A 20,935-nucleotide genomic window follows, 5' to 3' on the forward strand; every position below is an offset into this window, starting at 1 on the left:
CAAACCAAAGTCACTCGCGTCTGTTTCAATTCTCGAAGGGCTCGCTGAGTTCGCCAGCCGTCTCGGCCACCATTTGCTGCCCGGCCGTTCGACCGATCGCCCAGAACAAAGCGGGCCGAACGAAGAATTCCGCCAGCGTGCTGCTGAGCAACCCTCCAACGATCACGGTCGCGATTGGATACAGAATCTCTTTGCCGGGCTCGCCCGCGGCCAACGCCAACGGCAGCAATCCAATGCCAGACGTCAGCGCCGTCATCAGCACCGGGGCCATGCGTTCTTGCCCCGCTCGCACAACCATCTGGTGCGTCCATGATTCGCCTTCGTGGCGAACCAAGTGCATATAGTGATTGAGCAACAGGATTCCGTTTCGACTGGCGATCCCGCACAACGATATGAACCCGACCATCGCGGCAACAGTTAGGTTCTGGTCAGTGAGCACCAAAGCCGCGACGGCACCGACAAACGCGGTGGGCAAAGCGACCAAGACCTGCATGGCAAAGTTGACGTTGCCAAAGAGCGTGTAGAGGACCAGGAACATTCCCACCAAAGCGACACCCGACAAGATCATCAATCGACGAGTCGCGGATTGTTGGCTCTCAAACTGACCGCCATATTCCAAGTAGTATCCCGGCGGCAGTTCCAAATCCTCCAACCTCAATTGGATGTCGTTGACCACGTCCACCACACCGCGATCGGACACATTGGCCTGCAACACGATTCGGCGACGTACCTTTTCTCGCTTAATCATGTTGGGCCCGTCACTTCGATAAACATCGGCCAATTCGTCCAGCGGTAGCGTTCCGCCATTTGGCAATGGAACTGGCAATCGCATCAGCTTGTCGATGTTTTCGCGATACGGTTCATCCATCCGAAGCATCAAATCAAACGTTCGTTGCCCCATCACCACTTGGCTGACGACTTGCCCGTTCATCGCGGTCTCGACCAACTCCATCACATTCGCGGGACGCAATCCGTTTTGAGTCAGTGCAAGCTGATCCACATCGATACGTAGTTGCGGGATGTTTGTTTGTTGCTCGATCATCACGTCGGCCAAGCCGGGGACATCGGCAATCCGTCGCTTCATTTCCTCGGCTTTGTTTCGCAACAAGTCCAAGTCATCGCCGTAAAGCTTGATCCCGATTTGAGCCTTCACTCCCGAAATCATGTGGCTGATTAAGTGAGCAAGTGGTTGCTCGGTACTCGACACCACACCGGGAAAGTCCTCCATCGTTTCGCGAACCGTCTCGATGGTCTTTTCGCGATTGGCACCATCGTCAATTTCCAGAAACATCTCGGTGACGTTGACTCCTTCGGCGTGTTCATCCAGCTCCGCCCGACCGGTCCGGCGAGCGACCGACTTCACTGAGTCGATCTTCATCAGCTCCTCTTGAATCGCAACACCAATTTGATTGCTCGTCGCCAGCGACGTCCCCGGGGCCAACAACGCGTTGACCTGGACCGCACCTTCATTGAATGGCGGTAGGAAGTCACGCTCCAACCGTGAAAGTGCGATTGCGGCGAAGACAACCAAAACCGCGGTGGCCGCGAGAACAGGAACAGCCAATCTCGTGCTGAACTGAATCGCCAATCCAGCGATTCCCTTCAATCCCTCGAGCAAACGCCCTTCTTCGGCGTCTTCACCACCCAGCATCCATTCCGAGACTTGGATCAAAATCCAAAACACGGGCGTCAACAAAAGCGTCCAAGCAAGTTGGCTTCCCGGTAGCTTCCAACCTTCGATGAACCAATGCGACAACCGAGGCAAGACCCAAGTGACGGTCAATCCAGAGATCCCAAATGCCAACACGGGAACGACAATTTGCCAATTTCGCTTTCCGACCATCAGTAATGACGCTAGGACTGGTGTCACGGTCAGCGACACGCCCAAGGACGCGATCAGAGATACGACATAACCCATCGCCAAAGGAACGAAGAGCTTGCCTTCCATTCCCTCCAACGCAAACAATGGAATGAACACTAACACCACGATCGCTGTGCCATAAACCACACTGCTTCGCACTTCGACACTGGCGTCGTAAACCACTCGCAACACCGGACGAGGACTGTCCGATTGCCGGTTCTCTTTCAATCGACGAAAGATGTTTTCCACGTCCACAATCGCATCGTCGACCAACTCGCCAATCGCTACCGCCAATCCACCCAGCGTCATTGTGTTGATCGACAAGCCAAAGATCGCAAAGACGCAGGCCGTCGAAATGATCGACAGCGGAATCGCGGTGAGGGTGATGAACGTGGTTCGAAAATTCAGAAGGAACAAAAACAGAATCACCAACACCAAGACGCCGCCGTCGGCCAATGCCTCGACCACGTTCTCAATTGCACGATCGATGAACGAGCGTTGCGAATAGACGTTGGCAATCCGAATGTCGTCCGGAAGCGATACTCGAAGCTCTTCGAGTGCCTCCACAATCGCCTGATCGACTTTTCGCGTGTCGCTGCGGGGTTGCTTGTTGATCGTCAACACCACGGCGGGACCGCCCTCGACATTGCCCACTTCGTCTCGCAGAAATGCCGACGAGTCACCACGTTTGACTTGAGCTCCCTCGACCACTCGTGCAACATCGGCCAACGTCACCGGCCGGCCCGCGCGCATCGTGATCGCGATCTGCTTGAGTTCATCCAGACTGGTGATGCGTCCGAGCCCTCGCACCAACAACTCATTGGCACCTTGGTCGTCCAAGTAGCCGCCCGTCGCGTTCATGTTGGATTCGTCCACCGCCGTATGAACGTCTTCGATGGTCAGTCCAAACTGAATTAACTTGTCCGGATCGATCAGAACCTGATACTGCTTTCGACCGCCGCCCATCGTGAAGACTTGCGACACACCGGGCACCGTCAGCAATCGCTGACGTACGACCCAATCGGCCAGCGTCCGAACCTCCATCGGCTCAGTTTCGCCTCCTTCACTCCACATCCCGTACATCAGGATTTGGCCCATGATCGACGAAATCGGTGCCAGGGTTGGCTTCACACCATCGGGCAATTGCTCTGACGCGAGTTGCAGTCGTTCATTGACGATTTGCCGGTCGTTGTAGATGTCGGTGTTCCACCCGAACTCGACATAGATGACCGACAAACCGATCCCGCTGCTGCTGCGAACCGCCTCCACACCACTGGCCCCGTTGAACGCGGTCTCCAACGGAAATGTGATTAGCGTTTCGACCTCTTCCGGAGCCATCCCGTGGGCTTCGGTGATCACAACCACTCGCGGTCGGTTTAAATTCGGGAACACATCAATCGGAAGCCGACTGGCTTGCCAAGTCCCCACGCCGAGCATGATCGCGGCGGCCACCAGGATCAGCAGGCGGTTCCTCAGCGAGAATTGAATGATCTTGTCTAACATCGTGAATCTTCAGTGGAATGGTTTAACGCAGTGACGTGACGCGGCGTGCAAGGTCTGCCGCATGGATCCGCCCCGGAGAGAATCTCAACGCGAGTCGGTGTGGAACGTTGTCAGTGGTTGTGTCCGGCGTGCGGATCGATCGCTCCGCCACCACGGTTCTTCATTTCCATTTGCAACTGATGAGCGCCGCGAACCGCGATTCTCTGACCAGGCCAAACTTGCCCATCGTTCTTCAGTGCGACGTGAACACTGTCGCGAGCCATCACTTCCACCGGAACACGATCGAAGTGATCACCGTTTTCGATGAAGACGAATCGATTCAATCCTTCCTCGGCCACCGCATCCTTCGGAACGACGATCGCGTTTTCCATTCGCGAGACTGGCAAACGTAGCGTTAATCGTTGCCCCGGTTTGAAACGCCAACTGACGTACCGCTTTTCGCTCCGCGTTTCATCCCTTTCGATTTCATTCTCAAGTCCCACATAGAACGCGAGCGAACGAGATTCGGCCTCCACTTTGTTGCCGATGTAAACCACGTTCAATCCATCCAACATCTCGACTTCGCCGTCCGCACCGCTCATGGTCGCCTGCACTTCCGCATGCGTGTCGGCCGCCTGACGAAGCAATTTCGCGTCGCGCTGGTACGCTTGTCCTTCAATCAACAACTGGGAGAAATCAGATATTTGCGAAATCTGCTGGCCTGCCGTTACCGACTCGCCACGTCGCACGTCCAGCTCCGAAACCACGAATTCAGCATCAATGTGCGTGTGCCCATGGTCGTCCAGTGGAGGAGGCTGCATCGAAGCGATTCGCGCGTCTGGATTGCCCGCCATCCGGTTATTGGCCCGGCTGAGCGACTCGTGGTGCAACGAGTTGTCTTCCTCCACCCAAGGGGCCCGAACGACTAATTCGCGAATCAAAGTTCGATCACGCTCGATCGACTCGATTTGCTGTTCGGTCAAACCATGCAACAACATGGACTGCTTCGCCGCACGGATCCCCGCCAGCAATTTCTCTCGCTCATACTCGCGAGCCAACCGCGTTTTGCCGGACACAGCCCCCGAACTGGTGATCGCAGACAATCGCTGAATTTCCCGGTCCTCCACATCCAATTGCCCCAACTGCAGCAAGAAGTTCTCTTGCGTCTCGACCAAATCCTGGTGCGTGAGCCGCAGCCGAAACATCGGGGCACCGCTTTGAATCAGCTCGCCACGCGAGACGTGAATCGCGTTGATCACCCCGGTCAGCGGCGACGTGATGGAGATGTGCGTCTTTCCCGGCCACGCGGTCACCATGCCGGGAACCTCGACATATTTGGTGTACGGACCGACGGTGACTGGCTCGGTGCGAAGACGCAAATTGGCTCGCGCCTGCTCACTCAGCTCAAGCGAATTCGCTTCGTCATGGGCCTCGTGATCGTGACCTTCATGACCGCCACTTGAATGATCGTGGCCGGCATGGTCATCCGACTCGACCACTGCCTTCGATTCGGCGGTCGAACGACGTCCGAAATCGGTGAAGAAATAGAGACCGGCCACTACCGCGATCACGACAGCTAACAACGAAAGAATCGAAGTGCGAAGCGACGCGAGCCACTGATTGGATGAAGTCATGACACTGCACAGAATCTGAGTGAACGATCGGATGACTATCAGGTCCAGCGGCAAAGCCGAACGTCATGCCAAGCATCTCAGTTCGCGTCGGAAAAGAATGGACTTGCGAGGCTGATACATCGAGCCAACGCAAAACGTCCTTCAGTGCCAATCACGAACGATTGCTCGTTCCGATCTAGAAAATGGTTTGGGGATGAAAGCAGAACGATGTTTGAATCGTTGGTGTGGCATGACCACACTCACGAACAAACCATCGCGAAGCTTCCCAAACTCAAATCACCCAAGTGCACAGCAACGCACAGTGGTACCGGGATCCCATCGCAGTCCAGCCGACATCGTCAGCGACCGCCCCCGCTTTGATCGCCGAACTCTGAGGTTCGTCGCCATTCAAATGCGTATCGAGATAGGCGAGCATTGGCATTTCGATGACGAACTGCACGTCATTCGAATTCACAAAACTGCACCCCGCCCCGCCGTGACACCCGGGATGGTCATCGTCACAGGGATCCGATTGACAATCGCACCCAACACCACAGACCGAACCGTCAGCGATGGGTGAATCCTCTTTCAACCGCTCGGTGTCACAACCTTTGTTGTGATGATCACACGTCCCATGCAGTGCCGAATCGTGATCATGCCCAGCGTGGACACTTGGCGATTCGTCGGCCGCATTCACGTGATGACAACCGTCGTGCACATGCCCCTCACACGCAATTGCATGATGCATCGAACACCCGAAAAACAGGTGCAGCAACAATGCTACGGCGGTGGTAAGACGAAAAAATGCGGACACGGTTTCTCTGAATGTGAAAGGTTGCCTGTATTATCGGTTGTTCCGACGGCGAAGGCCAGATCGAAGAAATCGTCGCGATTGGTTTTCCACTAAAAACTTGAAACGTTGCGGAAATATGGAATTCAGCGGTGCCGGTCACTCATATCAACCGTCCAAGGTCACCAGCAATCCTTCGATTTCGGCAGCGGCTTGTCGAGCTTCCGCGGCAGCTTCCAAGACGCTCAAACGCGTGTTGAACAAGGTTCGTTGAATGGTAAGCAGCTGGATGTAGTCCGTCTCACCGGCCTCAAACGCTCGCTGAGAAAGCTGATACGTCTCTTCTGAGGTCGGTAAAACGCTGTCATTCAAACGGCGGTACCGCTCGAGCGCGACTTGATAACGACCAGCCGCACTGGCCAGTCGCCCTTCCAAACTGAGTCTCGTTCGATCAATCGCAGCTGACGCCTCAGCGATACTGGCACGAGCACTTCGAATGTTGCCTTGGTTGCGATTCCACAACGGAAGTGGCACGCTCACGCCGACGCTTGCGAACGTATCGTCCGTCGACGCATCGACGCCGACACCAATTTGACCGGTAATATTGGGCGTGACTTGGGCGCAAGCCAAACGCAATGACCAGCGTGCACGTTCCAGCGCCGATCCAGCCGCCGTGATCTCAGGACTGGTCGCGGTGATTTCGGCGAGCAACGACTCCCAGGGTGTTTCGATCAAGCCTTCGCCGACCTCACCCACCAACGCATCCGCCGGCAAAGTTTGCAGTCCCGCTGCTGCGGCGAGCACACCACGGTTGGCCCGCAATTGCGTTGCCGCATTCTCTGCGGTGATTCGAGCTTGCTCGGCTTCGACGCGTGCTTGCAACCAAACCACGCGTGAAACTTCTTGAGCATTCAACAAGTCCTGGACACTGCTCAATGACCTTTCCGCCAAATCAACAATCTGGTTGGCGATCTGAGCCCGACGTTGAGCAACGATCGCCGCGGCGAATGCGGACCGAACGTTCGTCAACACACGCAACTCCGCCATTCGCAACTCAGAACGCCGGCGTTCGGCTTCGTGAGCCTGAACCTGCTGAGCGATCTCCAGTTTGTTTGCGGTCACAAATTGCTGCGACAACTGGACGGTGTGCAATCCAGACGAGGATTCGTTGCCAATCTCATCCGACTGATACTGCAGCACAGGATTGAATGGCAAACCAGCCTGGATGGCTTGTCCAGTTGAAAATGCAACCCGCGCTCGCGCTTCCGCGATCGCCGGGTGCGTCCCCAACGCCATCGCCTCCACCGACGACAGCGTCAATCCACTTTGTTGAACAGGACCAGCAGACGGTGAGTCCTCAGACAGTGACCCAGCAGCCAAAGACGAAGAAACTTGCTCCTGCGATGGCTCGACCTCGTTCATCGTAGCTTCCAACGCCATCGCATCTCGCAATGTTTGGGGCTCGATGACCAACGTGAAGTCCTGGTCATCAGCCGCATTCATTTCCGGTGGCGCTGTTACCGCGATCGGATCCGGCTCTGTTTCACGGGCTAACGACCACTCGTCAAAGCCGACTTGCTGAACTCCTACCTGCGGATTCGAGCCCGCCAAAACCTTCGACTCCGCGACCGTTTTCGAAACGGGCTCCGAAGCCGCGATCGATCGATCCGAGCGAGTTTCGCCAATGGTCTGACAACCACCGCTCATCCCCAATGCAGCCAGCAACAGCAAGCGTTTCGCAATTCGCTTCCGCCCATCGACATCTGAATGCTTTTGCACAACGACACCTTCCATGAAAATCACAACTAGCCCGATCATTCCATCGGTCCAACACGATGGCTGTATCAGCCATCATTGCGACAACCCAAACGATTCATCTCATCGGAACGTCCGTCTGTACCGGTTATTCCGGTCAGCGCCCCCCGTCGCCCCTCCTACTCCACTTTGCCATTCATTGTCAGCCGGCGAGCCGCATTCCTTTCCGAGCCGAATCCGCTCCATCAACGACTCGATCCACTCGCCCCGAACAACCGATCATTCATCCGTCAGTTTGATCGGAACGACATCAACCGCGTCGGGCAATTTTGAAACGACAATCGCGTGCGTCGGGTACGTCATTGCCATACCAACCGGCCCGGTCCCGCTCGGCGAACTTTCTCGCAGGTACACATTCAGAACATCTTTCCGCAAAGCGATGCCGACGATCCGGATCGAATAGCCCGTCGTGTTGCGCTCACCAAGGGCGGCGATCACGACGGTCTCCCTCGAAAAATCGACCGACTGAAAAGCCTGTGAGACTGACTCAGACGGCTGCCCCGTCAATTGAACAAAGTCATCGACTGACTGGATCAAGTGAACGCCAGGCGACATCACTCGGCCGACGTTGATTGTTTGCCGAACCGGGACTTGCTCCCCATCGACGATCGGAAGCTCGTCGATCTTTGATGGGGCACATCCGGTGGTGAAACAAACGAGAACGGCAAGAATTGGGCAGGCAATGAAGTTGGTCATGAGAATTCATCTCGTCTGAGTAGTCGTGAAAAGCTTCGGGGTTTGGTCTTCGCCGATTTCATTCACCGCATACAAGTATCGGCGATTGGATCATCGCGAGCGACACGGACGGCCGTGCCGCTCGAACATTGACGCAAGGACTAATTCAAGCCTTGTTCACGAAGCCACTTTGCAACTTCGGCTCGGCCGTTCTTCACCTCGTCCAGCGGGTTACTTTCTTTGTCGGAGTTCCCAAACGGTAGTCGCTTGCCGTAGTACGCATGCTTTGAGACACCATGCTTCGACGGTCGTGGGTCGGCAGTCGCATACTCCAATGCGTTCTTGCCATCCATGCCTCCGTAGAAATCTTGCAGCACATCCGCAACGAATGAGCCGCGGACGCTTTCGTAAACACGTCCTTTCGACAAATAATGGTTTGCACTTGTCACTCGTGTGGAACCATCCCACCGAACTTCAAATCGTGAATGCTTTCCACCTTGGGCGATCTCATCTTCGTCGCATCCCAACGTTGACACCGCTTGCAAGTCCGCTCCCATTTCAACCAAGCGTTTCACGAGCTTCAGATCACCCGCTGCGGCGGCGAAGTGCAAAAGCGTCTTGCCTCCGCAACGGCTCTCGACCTGCACCTCGCCTTTTTCCAACGCCTCCAACAGAGCCGACGAATCACCCAGGATCAGTGATTCAATTTCGGATGGATACTGGATGGTTTGGCTGCTAAATCGAAACTGATAATGGGGCTGGATCAAGGCGAGCTCTTCGATACGAAGCCCCGACGCCAATTGCCACTCCTTCAGTCCATCGGTTGTGATGACTCCGAGTTCGTCCAATTGGTGCTCCTGGTTGATCCGTCGTGCCAGTCCGGGGTGCCCTGACGTCGCGATCAGATGACCAACCGCGCAGTGAGTCCCCCATGGGTCGATGAACACCGGTCGGCGTCCAGGCACAAAGATGTTTTGAGGGAACACACCACCAGCCGCGTATTCGCGAAGCCGCTGGATATTCGCCAGCCGCTGCTTCACTTGCGATGCGTTCAAGTCATCGACCTTCGCATTGCCGAGTCGCTCGACCACCAATTCAAAGTGTTTCTGAAGCAATTTGACTTCGCCAACCACGTCTTCGCTAGCGAGGTCAAAGGCCCCTGAACCCAAGATAGCGGCCCAATTCGGATTCACTTCACAAAGCTGTTCGTGCAACTTCGTTGGCGGATCCACTTGACCCGATTGGATCGTCGCTGATTCCGATTTCGCCGATACGGGAGCGGAATGGGCGAACGTAGGTTGCAGCATCGCGGCCGCCAACGCCATTGGGAGAACAACCGGGATGACTGTTTGGAGAAATGTTTTCTTGAAAAGCATTGGTTTGGTTCCGTCGCAAAAGAGAAGAAATCAGCGGTGCAGCCCCGCCTCATACTCACCTGCGATTTCCAGCCAATTTCCCCTCAACCAAAAATGAAACTTTTCAAACTTCGCCAATGCCCCACTTACAAAACAGGACAAAGAACAACCACACAAACTCCGCCCCGTCGATCATGGGTCAAAGCTTCCCAATGAAGTCTCGTCGCAACAACGTCGTTAGAAAGGTGGCATGAGCCAAGTAGAGAAACACGGCCGCGGTGAGCCATGCCAAAACGCGTTCACGGCGAGAACGATAGATCCAACCAACGACGAGCAACGAAAGACCAATTGCAAGTCCATTGCCGATGAAAACGTAGGCCGGCCAACTGACATCTGGAACTTCAACATTTCCAGTCGAGCGACGTGGCACGAAAAACATGGTGCACGCCAGAGAAACAATCGCCGAGACGATCGTCACGACAGGAGAGACAAACAGTGCACAGACAAGCAAGCGTTCATTCTCGTATTTCATCAATGGATCAACCACTGGATTGCGACCTCTAACATGCAAAAAGTTTCCACAAACCATCTGGATCGAATCCCAGAATCACAGTCGCAAACACATCCACCAAGGCCAGCCCACATCACCAAACAAACAACGAAGACAGGTGCGCCGAGGGCCTGGCGCAAAAAGCCTGTTGGGTGTCCGTCAATTGCGGGGCGGTCCAATTTTGGCAGTCAGCATTTGGCGGAGACGCAAGTCATCGTCTGCGGACAGCGTGCGTCTCGGAATGACCGAGAGATCACGTTTGCCGTGGTACATGATGTAGAAATCGTTGTCGAATAGCCACGACTGATAGATGGACCATTGAAGGGTGGAGTCGATGCTTCTGGTTTTAAAACCGATTCCGTCCTCCGCAAACCGAAGCGAGTACTCATCCTTCAATTTCGGTTGCGAACGATAGAGGATGGAGGGCAACACGAAGAGGGCATACGCGACCATCGAGAGCAATACGACGCCAGCCACCAACAGTGCCCACGCGGTCCATCCACCTGATGAGCGCATCATCAAGAAGATGCCGCCCGCCACTGCAAACAGTCCAGCAACCACATCCCGCCCAACGTTCAACGCCGAGCGGTAATGCCGCTTCATTGCGAGAACGTACTCGTCGCGAGTGAAGGTAAACGTTGTGGTTACAGGTGAATTCATAGCAAGTCGAGGTCGCACAACGAGGAACTGGACAACAACATGCCGTCCAGTCGTGTGGTGAATTCCCAAATTCTACCGGACATGGATTGCTGGATGGCGGTTGTGCTCATCAGTGACTTGCCGTTCTCGTTGCCCGCCCGTTGACTTCCTTGCCGCTGGTCGGATGAGTGCCGCCATACCAAGGTACGTTGCACTGATCGCCAAGATGATTTGGTGGGTGCGGCGATTCGCGTGGCCGACGCTCCATGTTTCTTCCCGGCGACGTCCCCATCAGATCCTGTCTGCCATCGATGTCACCTACTGCCAGCCCGAAATTACTCTTCAAGTGAACTGACCTGATGGCACGACTCGAACCAACTCGTCGAACCAGTTCGCGTTTCAACTAGAGCTGTCGATGCATCTCCTTCGGCTGGACGACGCGTTCGGTCGGAAGAACGGAAACTTAGCCCCCCGCCTCATCCTTGCGCTAGGCAACCTCGCGTTCTTTTTGAGCATCCCTGCGGGTTTTCTGATCAACGTTTTTCGTCCGAAATCAACAGACTTCGCACGTGGCAAACGAAGAACTTTGGACAGTTCAGCAATTCGCTAAATATAGACTTTGCCGTCGCAGTAACGCAGTGAATCCAGTCCGCTGTAATCAAACCTTAGGCGAGACTGATCCCCGCAGGCATTCCATGTTGTCTATGGACCACGAACAAACCCGCCGGGTCGATCTGAACGGTCCGCCCGTTGCTTAACGGAGCGTCCCAAGACCGCGTTTTGCTTCGAGACCACCAAATGAACTGGTTCGGTCCGAAGCGATCATCCGCGATGGCGTGCCCGTCATCCAATCAACGAAACAAACAACCTCTTGCCGTTTTGTTGTGGTCGCGCATTCAACTTGTTCTTCTTCCATGCCTACTGAAAGGGAAATCTGGTGAGCATCAATCGAAACTCGAATTCACAAACTCGCGCCGCATTCACACTTGTCGAACTGCTCGTGGTCATCGCCATCATTGGAGTCCTCGTCGGGCTTCTTCTACCAGCGGTTCAGTCCGCCCGGGAAGCCGCTCGTCGGATGCAATGCAGCAACAACATGCGGCAGTTGGCGCTCGCCTGCCACAACTACGAAAGCAGCTACAAACAATTTCCCGCATCAGCCGATAACCGCGACTTCGTCGGTGTCGGTCGGACTTGGATTCGAGGCATCTTGCCATACGTCGAGCAGTCCGCTTTGGATACCGATGACTTGATGCTTCACGGTCCAAGCTTCGACGCGGATGCCATCCTTACCGAGGTGCCAATGCTGAACTGCCCCAGCGACCCGTTGTCGCAAACGCCAGTCAATGTCGGCTTTGGCAGCACCGTGATCGCCACCAGCGCCGGAACCAACTACTTTGGAAATGCTGGCCACTATGGTCGCTCGTCCAATCAGTATCACGGAACAGACGCCTCCGGTTTTCGCGGGTTTCCGGCCGCGTTTCAGTTTTCAGCTGACGGAATGTTCCATAGCCAGGGATCAGCATTCGGGCGTGTTCGATTCGCGTCGGTGATCGACGGAACAAGCAACACGTTGCTGATTGGTGAACGCGGACTCTTCCCTGCCAAAGCCGGGTCGGTGCAAACCGGGGGATGGTTGACGACCTACACCGGCGCACCATTTGGAATGGGACATTCGGTCCTTTGCTATGACTCGCCCGATGAAGCAGGCGGTGGATTTGTGCCCTACTATGGCTTCCCCGTCAATTCGGACGGCGTTGGCGGCATCTTGGATGACGAAGATTTGACTGGCGGCTTGGGAAATCTTCCCGACAACGACGAGCACTTCTTTTTCAGCTACCACCCCGGCGGTTCACACTTCGTGATGGCCGATGGCTCGACCAAGTTCGTCACGTACTCGATCGCCCAAGATGTGCTGACAGCATTCCTGACCAAAGCAGGTCACGAGGTCAACACTTATCAGGAATAGCCCGAACGCACGGATCGTTCGCTATCGAATCCCCGTTATCCGGGTGTCGATCTAGCGAAACGCAAACTTCCTGGCGTCTCTTTTTGAGCGCCAGTCTTTCCCTTACTTCGAACACGCTTCTCGGCTACCACACCAAATCCATGTTACGTATGACTTCCGTCCCAAATTGCCTTCGTGCTGTGTTGCTTCTCGGTTGTTTGAGCACCTTCGTCGCCTGCGGGCCATCGGGCATCTCTCTTTCAGGTACCGCGACGATTGACGGATCGCCAATCGAGAAAGGAAAAATCAGCTTGGTTCCCAAGGCAAACGTTGACTCACCAACAGCCATGGCACCCATCATCGATGGCAACTTCACCATCCCGCCTGAGTCGCAACTGCGTGAAGGCGAATTCGATCTGCGTGTCAGCGTTACCGCCGACCGAACGACCAAGGCTCAATTGACGTTCTTGAAAGGTGGCAACAAAGCGGCCGTGGGCACTGCCATCAACCAAGCTCTGAAAGATGCCCCGCCATCCGAAGAAAGTTTCACATCCGATTTCGAGGTGACCGGATCAAACGATGAAATCAAGCTCCAGTTCAATCGCGAAACGGTTCCAGCAAAGCGGCGATAAAAGCCTCGCCATTCAACGCCTGACCTTCCGTCAGGATAGGCCACGCCATTGCGAGTTCGCTCGGCTCAGTGTCGAGCGAAACGAGTGCAGCATGAACGCCCAAAGTATAAATTGGGCGTTCGCCAAGCCACCAACAGCTGAACTGGAAGGTCGCTTCGCTTCAAAAGTCTTCTTCGATGGCAAGCTCGCTCTGTCTGATGTTGATGGAGACAAATTTTCATTAGCCTCAGGCACGCTCGCATCGTTGTTTCGCGAAGCAAGTCGAACCTCGAGCCCATACCGTTCGACACGATCCCACTTTTGAATTCGCACCATTGATCCCGCATCCAAAGTTCCATCGATTGCCCATGCTCGTTCGTTGCCTTCTCGCGTACCTCACCCTCGCCTCCACCACTTTCATCGCCGCGGCGGAGTTATCCGTCGTTCCTTTGCCGACCAAGGTTGAGTCACCCGGCGGCGCCGCTCTGATTCTGCCAAACGTAATCACCGCAAAGTCACCGGCAATTCCGGGCTGGAGCGATCATCTAGAGATTTTTGGCGAGCATCTCGGACGCATGACTGCCGGGAAACATCAGCTGCAAACTTCAGACGAAAACGATTCGGTGCTGCTGGTATCGCACGCACCAAAGCTTTCGCCGGAGGCCTACACGCTCTCAATCAATCAAACGCAAATTCAAATCGAAGCATCATCAATCAAAGGTCTCGCACACGCCACGGCGACACTATTGCAACTGATCGGCGGGAACGACACGGAGTCGATTCCTGCGATGCGTATCGAAGACGCCCCGGAGCTGTCGTATCGCAATTTCATGATCGACATGGGACGCAATCCTCACAGCGTCGCATTGTTGAAAGAGACGATCGATCTGCTGTGGTTTTACAAGATCGATTCCGTGCAACTGCACCTCACCGATGACCAAAGAATCGCATTTCCGTCGACCGCCTTTCCAAAACTATGGGACGGTAAAGTCACACGGTCGGAATTTAAAGAACTTGAACGCTATGCGGTCCAGCGAGGCGTGACGATCATCCCCGAGCTAGAAGTCCCCGGCCACTCGGAATTGCTACGACGAAACTATCCCGAGGTCTTTGACAAAACGGGAACTGACCTCACGAAGTCACCCAAGGCAATCGAAGGTATCAAAACGCTATTGGACGAGATGATCGCCCTCTTCCCCTCCTCGCCTTTCATTCATATCGGTGGCGACGAGGCGTTTGGTGTTCCTGAAGACTTGCAGCGTGATCTGATCAACGAATTGCACGCGTACCTGAAGACTCGCGGCAAAGAAACATTGGTCTGGGAAGGCCCCGCTGCCGGCTCAGGCGATAACCGAGTGCATCCGGATGTGATCCATCTGAACTGGCGAACGATCAACTATCCCGCCGATCAAATGGTCAACAATGGACACCGAGTCATCAACGCTTCGTGGGACCCGTTGTACTTGGTCGACCACTACCCTCGAACCAATTTCACGATGACGTCGCCCCAGCACATCTATGAAACGATGTCGCTGACGACGTTTAAACATGTGAATCCCCAAATTCAAACCTTTGCGAAACCGATTGAGGTTGATCCGACCGACAAACTGATTGGTTTCTGCATGCCATGGTGGGAAGGTCGTGAAGAGAATTTTGTCCAGCAAACCTTTCCACGATTGATCCCGTTTGCTGAAGTCGCGTGGAATCCGGAAATCGAACGCGACTACCAGGATTTCCAAGAGCGCACGTCGCACACCGAACTTGCTCGTATGGCCGGGTTCTATCCGGTATCCGTTGAATCAACACGAATGCTCTTGGATCAAGATGGCGTATTCGAACAATCGACTCAGGTGTCACTTCGAATGCGAACCAGCAACAGTGACTCAGCGCAAACTGAAGCAGAAATCCGCTACACAACCGATGGGTCGGAACCAACGAAGGATTCGACTCTGTACCAAGAGCCATTCACGCTCACAGACGATGCAACCATTCGCGCGACCGCATTCATCGCTGGTGCACCAATTGGCCATGGAAGCCGACGAAACCTGACAATGGTGAACGGCCATCCCAACCTTGCGTTGCACAAACCGGTCACCTCGAGCACAACCTCGGGACCACCATTTTCAGTTCAGAGAATCACCGATGGTGGCACAAACAACCTCGGTTTTTACTTGGGTTACCCCGCCGACCCTGACCCGATCCTTTTGACGATCGATTTGGAAGCCGTTCAGACGGTCGAGCGCGTCAAAGTGTTCGCCTACAGCGTTTCGGGCTCGTTTGAAATGTACAGCATCGAAACGTCGACCAACGGAGTCGACTTTGAAGAGGTCGCGTCACGGCTGGAGAAGCCCGAAGACCCAACTTCTCTGGTCGAGCATCGTTTTTCGCCACGGCAAGTTCGCTATGTTCGTATCCGAACGCAAGGCAACAAAGGCTACGTCTTCGATTCGTTCTCAAAAATCGTCGAAGTGCAAGTCTTCTAAGACCGTTGCACCCATTTGCGAGCCGCTGCTTCCATCGCCGTTCGCACTCCAATCATCAACCTGTGCAGGGACATGGCACTTTCATACGTCGACTACGCGATCATCATCGCGTTCTTTGTCATCACAACCTCGATCGGACTTTTCGCGAGCCGACGGGCGGGCAAGAGCTTTGCCGAATACTTCCTCGCTGGCGGTCAAATGAGTTGGTGGATGCTCGGCATCTCCATGGTCGCAACCACCTTCGCCGCCGACACACCCAACTTGGTCACCGGCATCGTTCGACGCGATGGGGTCAGCGGCAACTGGGTGTGGTGGGCCTTTCTGCTGACAGGTTTGCTGACCGTGTTCGTCTATGCCCGGCTATGGAAACGCAGCGGTGTATCGACGGACCTTGAATTTTACGAACTTCGATACAGTGGCAAGACAGCCGGATTCCTTCGCGGATTTCGTGCGATCTATTTGGGAGTCATCTTCAACTGTTTGGTCATGGCCAACGTCATTTTGGCCGGCATCAAACTGGGTGGCGTCCTGGTCGGAGCGACACCCATCCAAGTTGTACTGATCACCGGTATCGTCACCGTTGTCTACACGTTGCTGGGAGGATTGCGGGGCGTGATCTTAACGGACTGCTTTCAGTTCGTTGTCGCCATGTTCGGCGCGATCGCGGCGGCGTACGTGGTATGCAACTTGCCCGAAGTCGGCGGTTTTTCCAACCTGCTTCAACACGAAGAAGTCCGTTCCAAGACCGCTTTACTGCCCGACTTCAGCGACATGGACGCGTTAATACCGCTGATCATCATTCCGTTGGCCGTCCAATGGTGGAGCGGATGGTACCCGGGGTCGGAACCTGGCGGAGGCGGCTATGTCGCCCAGCGAATGCTGGGTGCACGCAGCGAAAAAGATGCGACATTGGCAACACTTCTGTTTCAAGGTGCCCACTACGCCTTGCGACCATGGCCATGGATCATCGTGGCGCTCGCATCGATCGTTGTGTTCCCAACCTTGGAAAGCATTCAGGTCGCTTTCCCCGACATCGATCCACAGATTGTCCAAGATGATCTCGCCTATCCAGCGATGCTGACCTTCTTGCCAAGTGGTTTGCTAGGAATCGTGATCGCCAGTTTGATTGCTGCGTTCATGTCGACGCTTTCAACGCATTTGAACTGGGGTGCGTCATACATTGCACACGATTTCTATCGACGATTCGTGAATCTGGACGCGACCGAACAACGCTTGGTTGCAACAGGACGCTGGGCAACAGTCGGATTGATGATCGTCGCCGGCGCGGTTGCGTTGACACTCGAAAGTGCGATGGAAAGCTTTGGCATCATCCTTCAAGTCGGTGCGGGCACCGGGCTGATCTACATCCTGCGATGGTTTTGGTGGCGGATCAACGCGTTCACAGAAATCACCGGCATGGCGGTCTCATTGGCGATCGCAATGTTCTTCAAATTTGGATATTCGCACACGGGACTGCCCGAACTGAACTCATGGCAACAGCTTTTGACTGGCGTCGTCATCACGACCACGTCGTGGATGTTAGTCACATTCCTTTCGCCGCCGACCGACCGAGAAACGCTCAAACGATTCGTCTTAAAGATCCGTCCGGGCGGCGTGGGATGGAAGTCAATCCGCGAAGAGTTGGCAGAAAGCGGAACTCCTGTCGAAACAGGCGATTCAATCACAGCGGGATTGAAAGCCATGATGGCATCGACGTTCCTGGTCTATTCCGCATTGTTCAGCACGGGGTACTTGCTATACCAATCGTGGGTCTGCCTAGCGATCAGCCTCAGCGTGTGCGTCGTATCGGCGATCGCGTTGTGGAAGACTTGGCCGTCGCTGAACATCGGCGGGCCAGCAAATGCATCTGACCAGTCGTGATGAACTACGGTGCAAAATGGCCGATCGCGACACAGGCAATTGTCACTGCTTCGCTTTCGATAGAACGTCCGCCAACTCGTTCAAGTCTTTGACGATCACGTCGGGCTTTTGAACGTTGGAATACAAAGTCGCACTAGGCCGTTTCACAAAAGCGGTCTGCAATCCAACGTTCTTTGCACCAGCCAAATCCCATGCGTGTGCGGCTACCATCAGCACCTCGCCGGGTTGAACACCCAAGTCATCCAGAACCATCTGGTACGTGTCTGGGTGAGGCTTGTACTTCTTGATTTGGTCGATGCTGTATCGTTTTTCAAACAACTCGGTGAGCCCAGCGTTGCTCAATTGCGTCTCCACGCCAGCCTTCGAAGAGTTCGTCAAACTCACCAATCGAAAGCCTTGATCTGAAAGCCGTTCCAATCCTTCGCGAACGTCTGGGTGAGCGGGCAACGATCGCAAGGAATTGACGATCGCAGCCTTCGCAGATCCCTGATCAAGTTCAATCCCTTCTCGCTCGGCCACCATCATCAACGCGGCCGTTCCGATTTCACCGAAGTCGTGGTACTCGCCCGAAAGAGTTTCCACCAGCGAGTAGTGCAACATATTCGAAAACCAAAGCGGCAGAAGGTCTTCTCGACCATTCAAAGCCTCGCCAACCGACTTCTTCAGCCCCGCGAGATCAAGCAACGTTTCATTCACATCAAACACGATCACTTTGGGAGTTGGCATCATCGAGTCCTTCTCAGTTTGGATCACGGCGGACGATTGCTTGCCGTCTTCAGCAGTAGTTGGAATTTCTTGCGCATGAGAAACATTCGCGAATCCAGCCACCATCAAAGTGGGCAAGATAAAAAGAGATGTTCGAATGAACATGAAAGCACCAACAGGAAATCGATAGAAGAGAATACGCGCAACGCTTATGTGGTTGCTCGCTGACTTCTGAAATGAGTTTCGCTTTGAGAGAACCGCCGGATTCGCTTCCAACGCACATGTCGCGCCGTGTGATTCGTTGTCGTTCAAGAAAGCATTCTTTCGGCCTGATCCGCGACCTGTTTCAACGAGGTTTCTGCAAAGACACCTCGCCCAAGAACTCGGATACCAACCAGCATCGCAACCAACGCGTTCGCGGTCGATGCAGGTTCGACGGTTGCGGGAATGGCTTCCAATTCTTGTCCACGGCGGATCGATGCTTCGAAGAAGTCCACGATCTCCTCGAAAGCGGCCGACACCATTTCTTGGACCTTTGATTCGTGTCGGGAATAGTCCAAAGCGGTGTTCACCAAGAAGCATCCCCGTTTGCATGGATCCTCACACGAATCCTTCACCACACCATCAAAGAACAGCAGGATCGCCTGTTTTGGATCGCCGACATCTTGCAAACGCGCCAAGATTGTTTGTCGTGTGGCTCGGTCGTATCGCAACAACGACTCGACAAACAATTCATCCTTGCCATCGAATGCGTTGTACAGACTGCCGCGTTGAATTCCGGTTGCGCGAGTGATGTCCGAGATTGACGTGGCGGCATATCCCTTCTCCCAAAACAAATGCATCGTCCGCTCAATCACGTTGGACTTTTCGAATGACTTTTCCCAGGGCATCGCTGTTCCTCGTGCGGTGGACTCAATTCGTGTTGCCCAGCTTGATGGCGAGCATTGACTGTTAATCGCCAACTTGCAGTCATCAAACCACTCGTTTGACGGGCCGATTCAAAGCGTTCAAAAATGCGTTGACAGCGAAAGACTCGTAGATAGAATCGCCGACGTCCGAGGTGACCGACTTGGTTTCTGCCAAGTCGGTGAACAGGGAACTCCGGTGAAATTCCGGGACGGTCCGGCCGCTGTGTGCCGCCAGAGATCTTCCAAGCGAAGTCTCATTGTTTGCTTTTCTACTTAGCCATTGCTCGTGCTTTCGCGTTTCGACGTGATCGTGAGTGAGAAGGCCATGAGCAAACGAAAGGGTGGTGAGTCAGAAGACCTACCTCGTACAAGACGTTTCGGTGCCTTCTTGGATTGAGGCGAACGTTGCAACGTGAATCGGCAATGATGCAGAGTTCTTGTTTGAGCTCGCAATGGTCGACACGTTGGATTTCCGTCACCAACTTCTGAATCCTATTCCCGACAAACGCGTTTTCCCACGCTAATCGTCTCGCGTTCGTGTTGCAATTTTAGCAGCGGATGTGGAGTCTTCGAGGAAAATATGCGCCGTCGGAATTCGATTCAAAGTGGATCCCATTTCGAATTTCACTCATGTTCCTGCTTCCCTCAATTCTTCGTTTCCGCTCGCGAAACCTAATCAAAGCCCCCCAGTCCAAATGCAGCACACGCGATCGCTTCCTGGTCGCTTTCACACTTCTATCGCTCTCGCAGATTGCGGCATCGCCCGCGCAAGCTGATGTGGTCGTTGGTTTTGAGAGCCAGGACCTAGGGAGTTCGGGTGTCTACAACGGACCTGTTCCAAACGCCAACGTGGTTCCAGGTGCCTATGGAGGAAATGATCACATCGGTGTTTTCTCCGCCGACGGTGTCGACTTTTCAAACAGCCACAATGACCTCTACGGAAGCTGGAGCGGTTTCGCGGTTTCCAATCACACCGATACTTCGACGCCGGGATACTCCAACCAATTCAGTGCTTATGCGGGTTCTGGTTCGGGCGGATCCGACAACTACGCGGTCGCATTTGGCTACGCCAATTCCACGCCGACCAACATCAACACGTTGACTGCCTTGCCAAGCATTTATCTGCCGGACGGGGAACTAGCCAGCAGTGCAGACATAACCAACGCCACCTACGCTGGTTTGTCGATGCGCGATGGAGACTCGTTTGCCAAACAATTTGGTGGCGTTACGGGATCAGACCCTGACTTTTTCAAACTTTCGATCTTTGGGATCGATGCGAACAACCAAATTCTCGACACAACGATCGATGTGTTTTTGGCTGACTTTCGATTCACCGATTCTCTTCAGGACTACATCTTGGATGACTGGGTGACGATCGATCTCAGTTCGATGTCCGATGCAAGAAGTTTGCACTTCAATCTTTCATCCAGCGACGTTGGACCGTACGGAATGAATACGCCTGGCTACTTCGCGTTGGACAACTTCGCCACCGTGACCGCGGTCCCCGAACCGAGTTCCCTCGCGATGATTGGAAGCGTGTTGCTGGGGACGGTCATCCGGCGACGTCGGCGTTTCAAACGCGTGCAAGATTCCACCGGGAAGGCACTCGAATGACAGAT

General features: G+C 54.4%; 15 protein-coding genes and 1 riboswitch. Of the genes, 5 read left to right on the forward strand and 10 right to left on the reverse strand.

The window, feature by feature from the left end:
• Positions 1-25: 25 nt before the first annotated feature.
• The 8 genes from RE6C_RS26035 to RE6C_RS26070 form a co-directional block, all read right to left on the reverse strand.
• Positions 26-3,364, reverse strand: a complete 3,339-nt coding sequence (locus tag RE6C_RS26035; RefSeq protein ID WP_008661467.1) for an efflux RND transporter permease subunit — start codon at positions 3,362-3,364, stop codon at positions 26-28.
• Between the two features lie 110 nt (positions 3,365-3,474).
• Positions 3,475-4,977, reverse strand: a complete 1,503-nt coding sequence (locus RE6C_RS26040) for an efflux RND transporter periplasmic adaptor subunit (protein ID WP_039963482.1) — start codon at positions 4,975-4,977, stop codon at positions 3,475-3,477.
• 271 nt (positions 4,978-5,248) lie between these two features.
• Entirely contained in the window at positions 5,249-5,704 is a 456-nt protein-coding gene (locus tag RE6C_RS33150; protein ID WP_236618534.1) for a hypothetical protein, read from the reverse strand.
• Between the two features lie 210 nt (positions 5,705-5,914).
• A complete protein-coding gene (locus tag RE6C_RS26050; RefSeq protein ID WP_008661473.1) occupies positions 5,915-7,564 on the reverse strand; it encodes a TolC family protein in 1,650 nt (549 codons plus the stop codon).
• 216 nt (positions 7,565-7,780) lie between these two features.
• On the reverse strand, positions 7,781-8,257 hold the full coding sequence (locus tag RE6C_RS26055) for a protease complex subunit PrcB family protein (protein ID WP_008661475.1): 477 nt from the start codon (positions 8,255-8,257) through the stop codon (positions 7,781-7,783).
• Positions 8,258-8,397: 140 nt separating this feature from the next.
• The gene (locus tag RE6C_RS26060) at positions 8,398-9,612 is read right to left on the reverse strand and encodes an ankyrin repeat domain-containing protein (RefSeq protein ID WP_039963484.1); all 1,215 of its coding nucleotides are present in this window, start codon (positions 9,610-9,612) and stop codon (positions 8,398-8,400) included.
• A 178-nt stretch (positions 9,613-9,790) separates the two neighbouring features.
• Positions 9,791-10,123, reverse strand: coding sequence for a hypothetical protein (locus tag RE6C_RS26065; protein WP_144054879.1), 333 nt, complete (start codon positions 10,121-10,123; stop codon positions 9,791-9,793).
• Between the two features lie 177 nt (positions 10,124-10,300).
• The gene (locus RE6C_RS26070; RefSeq protein WP_008661480.1) at positions 10,301-10,801 is read right to left on the reverse strand and encodes a YcxB family protein; all 501 of its coding nucleotides are present in this window, start codon (positions 10,799-10,801) and stop codon (positions 10,301-10,303) included.
• Positions 10,802-11,717: 916 nt separating this feature from the next.
• On the opposite strand from RE6C_RS26070, the gene RE6C_RS26085 reads away from it, so the two are divergent.
• From RE6C_RS26085 to RE6C_RS26105, 4 genes are all read left to right on the forward strand, one after another.
• Complete coding sequence (locus tag RE6C_RS26085; RefSeq protein WP_008661486.1) at positions 11,718-12,749, forward strand: DUF1559 domain-containing protein; 1,032 nt, start codon at positions 11,718-11,720, stop codon at positions 12,747-12,749.
• 140 nt (positions 12,750-12,889) lie between these two features.
• Positions 12,890-13,360 (forward strand): hypothetical protein, encoded by a 471-nt coding sequence (locus RE6C_RS26090; protein ID WP_173401834.1) that lies wholly within the window; start codon positions 12,890-12,892, stop codon positions 13,358-13,360.
• 347 nt (positions 13,361-13,707) lie between these two features.
• A complete protein-coding gene (locus RE6C_RS26100) occupies positions 13,708-15,822 on the forward strand; it encodes a family 20 glycosylhydrolase (RefSeq protein ID WP_039963500.1) in 2,115 nt (704 codons plus the stop codon).
• 72 nt (positions 15,823-15,894) lie between these two features.
• Positions 15,895-17,703, forward strand: coding sequence for a sodium:solute symporter family protein (locus tag RE6C_RS26105; protein WP_039963501.1), 1,809 nt, complete (start codon positions 15,895-15,897; stop codon positions 17,701-17,703).
• 42 nt (positions 17,704-17,745) lie between these two features.
• On the opposite strand, the gene RE6C_RS26110 is transcribed toward RE6C_RS26105, so the two are convergent.
• Both RE6C_RS26110 and RE6C_RS26115 read right to left on the reverse strand, forming a co-directional pair.
• Entirely contained in the window at positions 17,746-18,573 is an 828-nt protein-coding gene (locus tag RE6C_RS26110; RefSeq protein ID WP_008661493.1) for a haloacid dehalogenase type II, read from the reverse strand.
• Positions 18,574-18,716: 143 nt separating this feature from the next.
• Entirely contained in the window at positions 18,717-19,298 is a 582-nt protein-coding gene (locus RE6C_RS26115; protein WP_008661494.1) for a TetR/AcrR family transcriptional regulator, read from the reverse strand.
• Positions 19,299-19,449: 151 nt separating this feature from the next.
• A riboswitch (cobalamin riboswitch) is annotated at positions 19,450-19,696 on the forward strand.
• Positions 19,697-19,946: 250 nt separating this feature from the next.
• Between RE6C_RS26115 and RE6C_RS26120 the strand changes: the two genes are divergently transcribed.
• On the forward strand, positions 19,947-20,930 hold the full coding sequence (locus RE6C_RS26120; protein WP_008661496.1) for a DUF4465 domain-containing protein: 984 nt from the start codon (positions 19,947-19,949) through the stop codon (positions 20,928-20,930).
• The last annotated feature ends 5 nt before the right edge of the window (positions 20,931-20,935 follow it).

The sequence above is a fragment of the Rhodopirellula europaea 6C genome (assembly GCF_000338295.1).
Classification (GTDB): Bacteria; Planctomycetota; Planctomycetia; order Pirellulales; family Pirellulaceae; genus Rhodopirellula; species Rhodopirellula europaea.